Here is a 9,831-nt window from a genome sequence, read left to right as displayed (position 1 = left end):
CAGGCCGGCGGCCAGATGATCAGCGTCGCGCAGCTGTTCTGCGAACTGCAGCGCGACTGGGCGCGCAGCGCAACCGTTCCGGCATTCATCAACCTGTTCATCGAAACCGGCGGCACCGCGGGCATCCAGTTCTCGTACGACAAGAACTGAGCCGCGACGGCGCATGCCGTTTCGTGCGGTTGCGACCGTCCGGATACCGGCGGTCGCAACCGCGACACCACCCTGCGTCGACGCATTCCCTCCGATCCGTTACGAATACGCACGCACATCGCGGCGTTCCAGGCTCGCGACTGGGATGCCGTCGACACGGTGGAGGTCTATCGCCTCGATCAGATCGCCTGAAGCCCGCCGCCGCGCCGGCAAGCACCGGCAGCGATTCGCAGATCGTGCCGTCCCCGATGGTGGCGCGATCGATTGTTCCCTGCACGGAACACTGAGGACCATCCGGCCCGGCTATCGACAGGCGACACGTTCCACTACGCTTGGACTCATACGGATTGCCAACGGCATCGGACTCGCATCAAGCTCGCGTAACCCGCCACGCCCCCGAACCGCCCGTTCGTGCCGCGTTGCAGCGCAGCCGCGCGAAGTCGTTCGCGCGGCTGCGACATGCCGGCGGCGCGTCGCGTTTCCCACGCGTTGCAGCCGTTTCGGCGCATGCCGCCGCGCGCCGCGCTTTCGTCACACGATTCGCGCGGCCGGCCGCCGCCGTCGCGTCGCCCGTCGATCGCCTCGGCATGCGTGGCAGCGCAGCAAACGGCCGCCCTTTACTCATGCCCGACGCCCCTCGGACAGCATCATGAAATCCCTGAACATAGACGATATCCAGGCCTTCCTGTTCGCCGTCGAGCGGCAAAGCATCACCGAATCCGCACGCCGGCTCGGCCTGTCGAAGTCCGTCGTCAGCAAGCGCATCAGCGACCTCGAGCGCACGCTCGGCGTGCAGCTGCTGATGCGCTCGACCCGCAACGTAACGCCGACCGAAGACGGCATGATCTTCTATCGTGCCGCGTCGGAATCGATGCGCCGGCTCGTCGACGTCGCCGAAGAAATCGCGGAACGCTCGCACGGACTGTGCGGCGAGCTGCGCATCACGTCGCCGGTGAGTCTCACTCGCCGCCTGCTCGGGCCGGCGGTCGCGGCCTTCGCCGCCGCGCATCCGCAGCTGCGCGTCACGCTCGACACCGACGATCGCACGATGAACCTCGAAGTCGAGCGCTTCGACGTCGCGATCCGCTCCGCGCGACTGCCCGACAGCGCGCTGATCGCACGCCGCGTCGCCGCATGCGAGCGCGTCGTCGTCTGCAGTCCCGACTACCTCGCCGCTCACGGCGAACCGGACTCGATCGACGCGCTGCTCGAGCACCGCTGCCTGAACTACAGCCATACGGCGCCGTCGGCCACCTGGACGTTCACGACGCCCGGCAGCCTCGGCAAGCCGCGCGCAATCAGCCCGGGCAGCGTGTTCCTGTCCAACAACGGCGAAACGCTGTGCGACGCCGCGGTGCAAGGCATCGGCATCGCGATGCTGCCGCGCTACATCGCGGACGACTGCCTGCGCGACGGCCGGCTGGTGCGCGTGCTCGCCGATGAAGCACCGCAGGACGAAGTGATCTACGCGGTCTATCCGCGCAATCCGTACGCGAGCAACAAGCTGAAGCTGTTCATCGAACACGTGCGCATCGCGCTGCTCGATCCGCCGCCGTCCGCCGGCACGGACAAGGAGCTGCATGTCGAAATGCTGTCGACGGATTCCGTCTGACGCGATGCGCGCCACCGTGTCGCCGCCGTCCCGCCGGATCCGTCCTGCCGTCACGCCATGCCGCCGACCAAGCCCGCGCTGGCCAGGCCTGTCAACGCAGCGGCGTTCGCTCGCATGCTGCTCGGCATGAGCCGCGAATACGGCCGAACCGACGGCGCGCGCCTGATCCACGTCGCGAAGACCATCGTCGCCGTCGTGCTGGCGGTGGGCGTGTCGATGCGGCTGGAGCTGGCAGCGCCGCGCATGGCGATGGTGACGGTCGTGATCCTGATGATGCCGGCGATCCGGCTGCTGTCCGGCGGGCCGTCGCTGACCGGACACGTCGAAAGCGTCGCGCGCGGCCTCAGCGATCGCGACAATCCGGCCGGCGCGACGCTGCTCGCCGACCTCAACCCGATCTTCACGTGGGTGCGGCTCGCGCAGCGCGTGCCGGTCCGGATCCGGCTGGACGGTATGCCGCGCGACGGCTTCCTCGCGGCGGGCACGACCTGCACGGTCACGCTGCGCCCGATGCCGCACTCGATGGCGCGCGGCGCGGCGCCGGATACGCGCACTTGATGCCGTGGTGCGGCCGTAGGCACACACGCCCGTGTTCGATATCGGGCAACACCGTGTTCTTGTTCGCGCGCCTTCCGGTGGCCCGGCATGCGCTTTTACACTGGGCATTCGTCGGCGATGCGAGCGGTATGTACTGCGCACCCGCTCCGTCGACGCATCCCGAACCGGCCGCGTCGAGCGCGCGCGGCCTCGATCGACCCCGCGCCGGCCTCGCCGGCCGGCAGGAGACTGGCAATGGCATTCAGCTTAACTCACGAACTCCGGCGCCGCACCGGGCGGCCGATGCAGTGCCGTTCGTTGCCGCGCGATGCGGATCGGCGCCGCGGCGGTCGCGCCGAAAGCAATCGATCATGCTGAACGTCTCTTTCGTCGGCATCGCGCCGCGCATCTCGTCACCCGGTCGCAGCCAGATTCACGTCACGCTGCTGGAGTGGTCGCACGATTCGCTACTGGTCCGCTGGGTCGAAAGCGGCCGCCTGCACTACGGCGAACAGAAATGGCGCCGCGCGGTCGCCCGGCGAGACGGACGGTGCGCGTATTCGGGCCGCGCCATCGTGCAGGGCGAGGCCGTGTTTCGTCCGACCGGCCGGCCGCGGCCCGCGAATCACCTCGCGATGATCGCGGCAGATGCGGTGGCGTCGCTCGATGCGTGATGCGTGATGCGTGATGCGCGGAGCGCGTTGTGCGTTGTGCGTTGTGCGTGGTGTGATGCGGTGCCGTGTCGTGCAACATCGATCGCGCGGAACGGTACTTGCTTCATCGGCAATTCACTGGCGCGAAGCGAGCCGCGCATCGCTGCGAGCCAAGTCGATCTTGGCTGCAACGCATCTTTCGCACTCCCGAGGCCCGTTCGCACACGCTTCACCGGATTCGTTGATCAACGGGCGACAGTGCGTCACGCGCATGCCGGCTTATCGTTCGACGCGATCGCGCGTATCGTCGACCCATGTTGTCCGATCCCGTCGACGTCATCGGCTTCGTTCGCCAACCGGCCGCTCTCGCTCATGTGAATGCGGCCGTCAAAACAGGAAATTGATCATGGAATTCGTACTGGACCACTCGCTCGACGAGGATACCGCCCGCGCGGTCGAACATGAAATCTGGCGCGTCGATCCCGACGCCAAGGTCGAGATCGATCGCGCGACGTCGCACGTGAAGGTCGAGTCGTGGCTGTTCCCCGAGGAATTCGTCGTCGCGTTCGAGGATGCGGGCTACAGCGTCAGGATCAAGACTCACTGACGCGCGCCCGGCCGGCGCCGCACGCGAGCGCGACCGTCGCGTTGCGCCGGCGACATTTTCCGCACCGGCCGGCGGCCCGCCGCTCACCCGCCGATCTTGAACCCCGGCAACTGCTGCCCGAGCCGCGCGCCCATTGCCGCGCCGAGCGCCTGCAGCGCATTGAACGGCCGGATCATCACCTCGAATTCGACGATCCGCCCGTCGACGTCGAAGTGGATCATGTCGATGCCCTTCAGCCGCTTGTCGCCGACCGTCGCACTGAACTCCAGCACGACGCTCGTGCCGTCGTCGTCGGCGAACGCGCGGTGGTATTCGAAGTTCTCGAGGATCGTGAGCACCGTGCGCAGCGCCAGCAGCAGCGGGGGCGCCGGTCCGTACGGCTTGAACGCCATCGGCGAGCGGAACACGGCGTCCGGATGGACGATCGTGTCGAGTTCGCTGAAATCCTTGCGCGCGAGCATCGCGTGCCACGTCGCGAGCGATGTCGCGACGGCAGGTTGCAGATTCGACAGGGGTTGCATGCTCAACGACTCCGGTAACGTCACACGAAAGAAACCCGCTCGAAGGCGGCGCCCGCTCGGGTCGCCGCCGCATGATGCCGCGCCGGCGTCGTCACGCGTCCGGCAGGATCACGACCTTGCCCTTCACCTGCCGGCTCGCCATGCGCGCGATTGCGTCGGCCGCGCCCGAGAGCGGCACGCGCTCGGTGATCACGGGCCGCACCTTGCCGGCCGCGAACCATTGCGCGAGCTGGTGCATGTTCGCCGCATGCTGCGCGGGGTCGCGCCGCACCGCGTCGCCCCAGAACACGCCCAGGATGTCGCGCTCCTTGAGCAGCGCGAGGTTCAGCGCGATCTTCGGAATCTCGCCGGCCGCGAAGCCGACCACGAGGAACCGGCCGCGCCACGCGGTCGCGCGCAGCGCCGCCTCGCTGTACGCGCCGCCGACCGGATCGTAGACGACGTCCGCGCCGCGTCCGCCGGTCAGTTCGTCGACACGGCGCCGCAGGTCCTCGGTCGCATAGTCGATCGTGTCGTCGGCGCCGGCCGCGCGGCACAGCGCGAGCTTGTCCGCGCTCGACGCGGCCGCGATCACGCGTGCGCCCAGCGCCTTCGCGATCTCGATCGCGGCGAGCCCGACACCGCCGCCCGCGCCCAGCACCAGTAGCGTCTCGCCCTGCTGCAGGCGCGCGCGCTGCTGCAGCGCATGCAGCGACGTGCCGTAGGCCAGCACGAGCGCCGCGCCCTGCTCGAACGTCATCCCCGGCGGCAGCGCCGCGATCTGCTGCACGTCGGCCACGCAATGCTCCGCGAAACCGCCATGACCGGTGAACGCGACCACCTCGTCGCCGGGCCGCCAGGCGCTCACGCCGTCGCCGACCGCGTCGATCACGCCGGCGAATTCCGCCCCGGGCGAGAACGGCAGCGCCGGCTTCACCTGATAGAGCCCCTGGACGATCAGCGCATCGGGGAAGTTGAGCGACGCCGCCTTCACGCGAATCCGCACCTGGCCGGCGGCCGGTTCGGGAACCGCGACGTCCTCGATGCGCAAGCGGTCGATCGGGCCGAATGCGGTACACAACAGGGCTTTCATGCTCTCCTCTCTCCTCGCGCGACGTCGTCGCGCAGCGATACGGCATCGATACGGCAGCGGGACGCGCCCGCGCGATCGGCGCGCAGCGCACGCGCATCGGCCCGCGCCGCGTCACCATCATTCGTGCTGCGCGGCGCTCTGAACCACGCGTCGCGCATCTCGAGCGTCGTCGTATCGGCGCTCGCCAGCAGGTCGAGCTGCGCATCCACCTTCGGCAGCTCCCGGCGAAAGAAGTAACGCGCGGCGGCACGCTTGCCGGCGTGGAAATCGCGATCGCACGCGTGCGCGGCGAGCGTCACGTCGAGCCACGGCCACGCGACGACCCGATGACCAAAGGCTCCGAAACCGGATGATCGGGTCGGCGACTGCCAATGCTGGCGGGAAATTTAGCACGGTCGTTCTAAACCGACAATGGCGGGTCGCCCCGATGGTGAACCGGGGCGATGGCGGCATGCGCAGGCGAAGGTTGGTCGATGCCGGCGCGCGACGCACCGGGCGCGATGCCCGACGTGCCCGCGCCCCGCTCACGCGTGCGGCGGGGGGGCCGCGTCGTCTGCCAGCGTGCCGAGCGGCACGAAGATGTAGCCCTTGCCGCGCACCGTGCGGATGTAGCGATAGTCGCCGACCGCCTGCTCGATCAGGTTGCGCAGCCGGAAGATCAGCACGTCGAGCCCGCGCTCGGAGCGCCCGGCCACGGTCAGCCCCAGCAGCGCGAGGATCTCCGCGCGCGACAGGACGCGCAGCGGCTGCGAGATGAACAGTTCGAGCAGCGCGAATTCGCTCGCGCGCAGCCCGAGGTCGTCTCCCGCGCGGGTCGCGCGCCGCGTGACGAAATTCACCTCGATGTCGCCGAACGCATAGGTTTCGGCATTCCGCGGCCCGCGCGGCGACTCCGGCCGGTTCGGCGCGTAGCGGCGCATCGCGCTGCGCACGCGTGCGACCAGCTCCATCGGCTCGAACGGCTCCACGACATAGTCGTCCGCGCCGATCTCGAGCGCGACGACCTTGTCGACCACCTGCGCGTCGCGGCTGATCACGATCACCGGCATGTCGTAACCGGCCCGCCGCAGTGCGCCGAGCGCCATGTAGAACGTCGTGGCTGGCCGTTCGACCCGCAACACGATCAGGGTGGGCGGTGCCGCGCTCACGTGCGCGAGCAGCATCGACACATCGTCGAGCGCCGACGTATCGATCTGGCAGCCGCGCAGGAGCACGCGGATCCTGTCGCGCATGCGCGGATCGGGCTCTACGACGAGAACTTGGGTGGCCATGGAAAATCGTCCAGCACGACGGCCCGCACGGCGCATCGCGACGTCACGCCGGCCCGCCTTCCAGCCGGAACGGCCGGGTGCGGCCCGCACGAACCCGCGCGCGCACGACGCCGGCGACTACACATGCATGCAGCAATCGAGACTCGTCAGGAAATAGCTCAGGCTCTTGCGGATCGACGTCTCGACGTCCCGCACGTCGCGCGCCGCGGGCGACTGGCCGAGCAGCGTCGCGACGATGTCGAGCGCCTCCCACGGATGCCGGTCGTCGTAGTCGGCGTGCAGCTTGAGCCAGCGCATCGCGCGATGCCGCACGGCCGGTTCGAACTGCCGTTCGTACGGCGATGCGCACAGCAGCGCGCTCCACTCGCCCGTCACGCCCTCGATCGCATAGTTGGTCGCGGCGATGCTCGGCGCGAGCGCGTCGGTACTGCCGCTCTTCCAGCACCAGTGGCTCAGCGAGAATCCGGCCAGCGGCGCGTCTCCGCGCAGCAGCATGTCGATCGTCACGCCCGATTCCGCCGCCCAGTTGGCCCAGTGATCGACGTGGTTCTGCTCGACGCGGATATTGCGGATCAGATAGCGCCGCGCCTTCTCGTCGCCGCGCGACCGGTAGGCGGCGGTCTTCACCAGGTTCATCGCCATGTATTCCGGAAACTGGCTGACCACCGCCCAGCCGGTCACGAAGAATGCGCGCAGTTGCGACGCGCGCAGCGTCCCGCCGCTCATCGCCGCGAACACCGGATGCGCACGGACGCGCGCCTTCAGTTCGTCGGTCGCGCCGACCACGTCGCGCAGCCAGGCCGGATAGCTCGCCAGGTCCATCAGGTCGCCGGTCAGTTCAAATGGAGCACTCATGCGTTCGTTCCTCGCTTGGTTCAATGGAATCCCCCTTCCTGCCAGGGCGCGGGGCGGCTGAAGTAATAGCCCTGGCAATAGTCGACGCCCAGCGCGCGAAGCATCTCGGCCGTCGCCGTATCCTCGACGTGCTCGGCGACGGTGCGGTACTGCATCACGTGCGCGATGTCGTTGATCGCGGACGCGATGCCGCGCTTGATGCTGTCGGACGTCATGGTCGACACGAGGCCGCCGTCGATCTTCAGGTAGTCGATCGGCAACTGGCGCAGATACGAAAACGACGACATGCCGGCGCCGAAGTCGTCGAGCGCGAAGCGGCAGCCGAGGTCGCGCAGCTCGCACATGAAGCGCGACGCGACCTCCAGGTTGCGCACGGCGCTCGTCTCCGTGATCTCGAAACACAGCAGCGACGGGTCGAGCCCCGACGCCGACAGTTCGGCGATCACGAACTCCACGAAGCGCTCGTCGGTGATCGACATCGCCGACAGGTTCACGTTGTATTCGACGTAGCGGCGCTGTTCGAGCCGCGCGAGGCGCCGGATCACGGTGCGTACGACCCAGCGGTCGATCATCGTCATGTGGCCGTAGCGCTCGGCGGCCGGCAGGAACACCGGCGAGATCAGCTTGCCGTCGGCGTCCGGAATGCGCAGCAGGATCTCCGCGCGCTCCCGCGCGCCGAGCGCGGGCTGGATCGGCACGATCGGTTGCGCATACAACTGGAAGGAATTCGTCTCGAGCGCCGTCTTCACGCGCCGGCTCCACTGCGTGTGATACGCCTGGCGGCTCGAATGCATGTCGCGCGAATCCGCGACATGCACGCGGTTGCGGCCGCGATCCTTCGCGACGTAGCACGCGACGTCGGCCATCTGCATCGCCTTCTCGACGCTCTCGGGCCGGCACGCGAGATCCAGCACGCCGATGCTCACGCTGAGCTTGAACGGCTCGCCTTCCCACAGGAACGTGAAGTCCTCGAGACTCGCGCGCAGGCGTTCCGCCTTGCCGCCGTCCGGCGCGCCGTCGCGGCCGGCCGGCAGCAGGATGCCGAATTCGTCGCCGCCCAGCCGGCCGAACACGTCGTCGTGGCCGAGACTGCGCGCGAACACCGCGGTCGCGTCGCGCAGCAGCGCGTCGCCCGCCGCGTGGCCGCACACGTCGTTGACTTCCTTGAAGCCGTCGAGGTCGAGCACCAGCAGCATCCCGCCGCCGCGCTGCGCCAGCGCGTCGCCCAGGCGTCGCTCGAACGCCGTGCGATTGATGAGGCCGGTCAGCGCATCGTGCGACGCCTGCCAGGTCAGCTTCTCGATCAACTGGTGTTCGCGCGTCATGTCGCGCAGGATCAGCACGTAGCCGACGCAGCGGCCCGCGGCGTTGTCCATCTTCGACAGCGACGCGCGCACCGACACCGCCGAGCCGCACACGCGGATCAGGTCGAGATCGCGGGTGAACGTGGGGTCGCTGCGGTTGCCGAGCGACGCGAGCAGCTTGATCGACATGCCCGTCGACGTGTCGATCAGGTCCAGCACGTCGTTGATCGGCTTGCCGACACACTGCCGCGACGACGTGCCGAGCAGCTGCTCGGCCGCCGGATTGACGGTCTCGATACCGCGCGTGAGGCCGATCGTGACGATCGCATCGGCGACCGAGCGCAGCGCGGCTGCCGCGAATGCCTGGCTCCGGTCCAGCTCGGTCTGCATCGACACCTGCTGGCGTTGCGCGCGGCTCGCCCACCGCACCGACAGCAGGATGATCAGCAGCGAGGCCACGATGTACGACAGGAACAGCTGGATGACGGCCGAGCGGAATTCGGCGCTCAGTTCGTCGGAAAAGCGCTTCGGCAGCGGTTCGATGTGCGCGTTGAGATCCCAGATCGCGTGGTTCAGGCTGCTCGTGCGCCGGACGTCGTCCGCATGCACCGACGCGTGCAGCGCGTTGGCGATCCTGCGCAGGTCGACCAGTTGCCGGTCCGCGTCCTCCCAGTATTGCAACGCGGCGTTCAGGCGTGCGAAGCTGCTCAGGATCGGGTAGAACCACACCACCGCCGCCGCATCGACCGGATTGATGCCCGCCTCGATCAGCGCCTGGCGCGCCACGCCGTGTTCCGGCGGCGTACTGGTCATCGCGCGGCGCGCGGCGCCGAGGAAGGTGAGGGTCCGGTCGACCGCCAGGTATTCGTCGAACAGCTTTTCGTCGCCGGTCTGCCCGTAGCGGCTCAGCAGCAGGATCTCGTCCTTCTGCGCCTTCGACCAGCTGCTTTCGCCGCCGACGTACACGCGCAACGACATGATCACGATCAGGCTGACGGCGACGAACCCGGCCAGCGCGACGACCACGACGACGATCGGCAGGATGCCGAGCGCCGGACTCCATGGCCACACGTGGAACGAGCTGCGCTGACTCTGGAGCTTCGAAATGTTTTCCATACCTGAATGACTGTTTTTCTGATTCTTGTCGATGCCGCCTGCCCGACGCGTCGCCGCACCGCCTGCGCCAGGCACCTCCCCGTTCCCTTTGCGCGCCGCGCCGCCGTGCATGCCATCGCGCCACGACGCGGTG

8 protein-coding genes and 4 pseudogenes are annotated in these 9,831 nt (G+C 68.5%); 6 read left to right on the top strand and 6 right to left on the bottom strand.

Going from position 1 to position 9,831, the window contains the following annotated elements; genetic code table 11:
* From DIE12_RS17445 to DIE12_RS17415, 6 genes and pseudogenes are all read left to right on the top strand, one after another.
* Positions 1-150, top strand: a pseudogene (locus tag DIE12_RS17445) (hydrolase); the annotation flags it as partial.
* 658 nt (positions 151-808) lie between these two features.
* Entirely contained in the window at positions 809-1,762 is a 954-nt protein-coding gene (locus tag DIE12_RS17435; protein WP_124521317.1) for a LysR family transcriptional regulator, read from the top strand.
* A 57-nt stretch (positions 1,763-1,819) separates the two neighbouring features.
* Positions 1,820-2,032: pseudogene (locus tag DIE12_RS17430) on the top strand (FUSC family protein); the annotation flags it as partial.
* Between the two features lie 12 nt (positions 2,033-2,044).
* A pseudogene (locus tag DIE12_RS17425) lies at positions 2,045-2,320 on the top strand (efflux transporter periplasmic adaptor subunit); the annotation flags it as partial.
* Positions 2,321-2,373: 53 nt separating this feature from the next.
* A complete protein-coding gene (locus DIE12_RS38655; protein WP_260426340.1) occupies positions 2,374-2,973 on the top strand; it encodes a DUF3331 domain-containing protein in 600 nt (199 codons plus the stop codon).
* A gap of 385 nt (positions 2,974-3,358) precedes the next feature.
* Positions 3,359-3,559, top strand: coding sequence for a hypothetical protein (locus DIE12_RS17415; RefSeq protein ID WP_044848408.1), 201 nt, complete (start codon positions 3,359-3,361; stop codon positions 3,557-3,559).
* Positions 3,560-3,642: 83 nt separating this feature from the next.
* Here DIE12_RS17415 and DIE12_RS17410 read toward each other — a convergent pair whose 3' ends face one another.
* From DIE12_RS17410 to DIE12_RS17385, 6 genes and pseudogenes are all read right to left on the bottom strand, one after another.
* Positions 3,643-4,080, bottom strand: a complete 438-nt coding sequence (locus tag DIE12_RS17410) for a nuclear transport factor 2 family protein (RefSeq protein WP_124521289.1) — start codon at positions 4,078-4,080, stop codon at positions 3,643-3,645.
* A 91-nt stretch (positions 4,081-4,171) separates the two neighbouring features.
* The gene (locus DIE12_RS17405; protein WP_124521291.1) at positions 4,172-5,152 is read right to left on the bottom strand and encodes an NADPH:quinone oxidoreductase family protein; all 981 of its coding nucleotides are present in this window, start codon (positions 5,150-5,152) and stop codon (positions 4,172-4,174) included.
* Between the two features lie 140 nt (positions 5,153-5,292).
* Positions 5,293-5,490, bottom strand: a pseudogene (locus tag DIE12_RS38650) (acyl-CoA dehydrogenase C-terminal domain-containing protein); the annotation flags it as partial.
* A 186-nt stretch (positions 5,491-5,676) separates the two neighbouring features.
* Positions 5,677-6,423, bottom strand: a complete 747-nt coding sequence (locus tag DIE12_RS17395; protein WP_124487619.1) for a winged helix-turn-helix domain-containing protein — start codon at positions 6,421-6,423, stop codon at positions 5,677-5,679.
* A 117-nt stretch (positions 6,424-6,540) separates the two neighbouring features.
* Positions 6,541-7,278, bottom strand: a complete 738-nt coding sequence (locus tag DIE12_RS17390) for a TenA family transcriptional regulator (protein WP_124521293.1) — start codon at positions 7,276-7,278, stop codon at positions 6,541-6,543.
* Positions 7,279-7,298: 20 nt separating this feature from the next.
* Complete coding sequence (locus DIE12_RS17385) at positions 7,299-9,698, bottom strand: bifunctional diguanylate cyclase/phosphodiesterase (RefSeq protein ID WP_124551302.1); 2,400 nt, start codon at positions 9,696-9,698, stop codon at positions 7,299-7,301.
* Between the last annotated feature and the right edge of the window lie 133 nt (positions 9,699-9,831).

The sequence above is a fragment of the Burkholderia sp. Bp9015 genome (assembly GCF_003853505.1).
Classification (GTDB): Bacteria; Pseudomonadota; Gammaproteobacteria; order Burkholderiales; family Burkholderiaceae; genus Burkholderia.
Note: the sequence above shows the minus strand (reverse complement) of the source record. Positions and strands in the feature narration are given on the sequence as shown.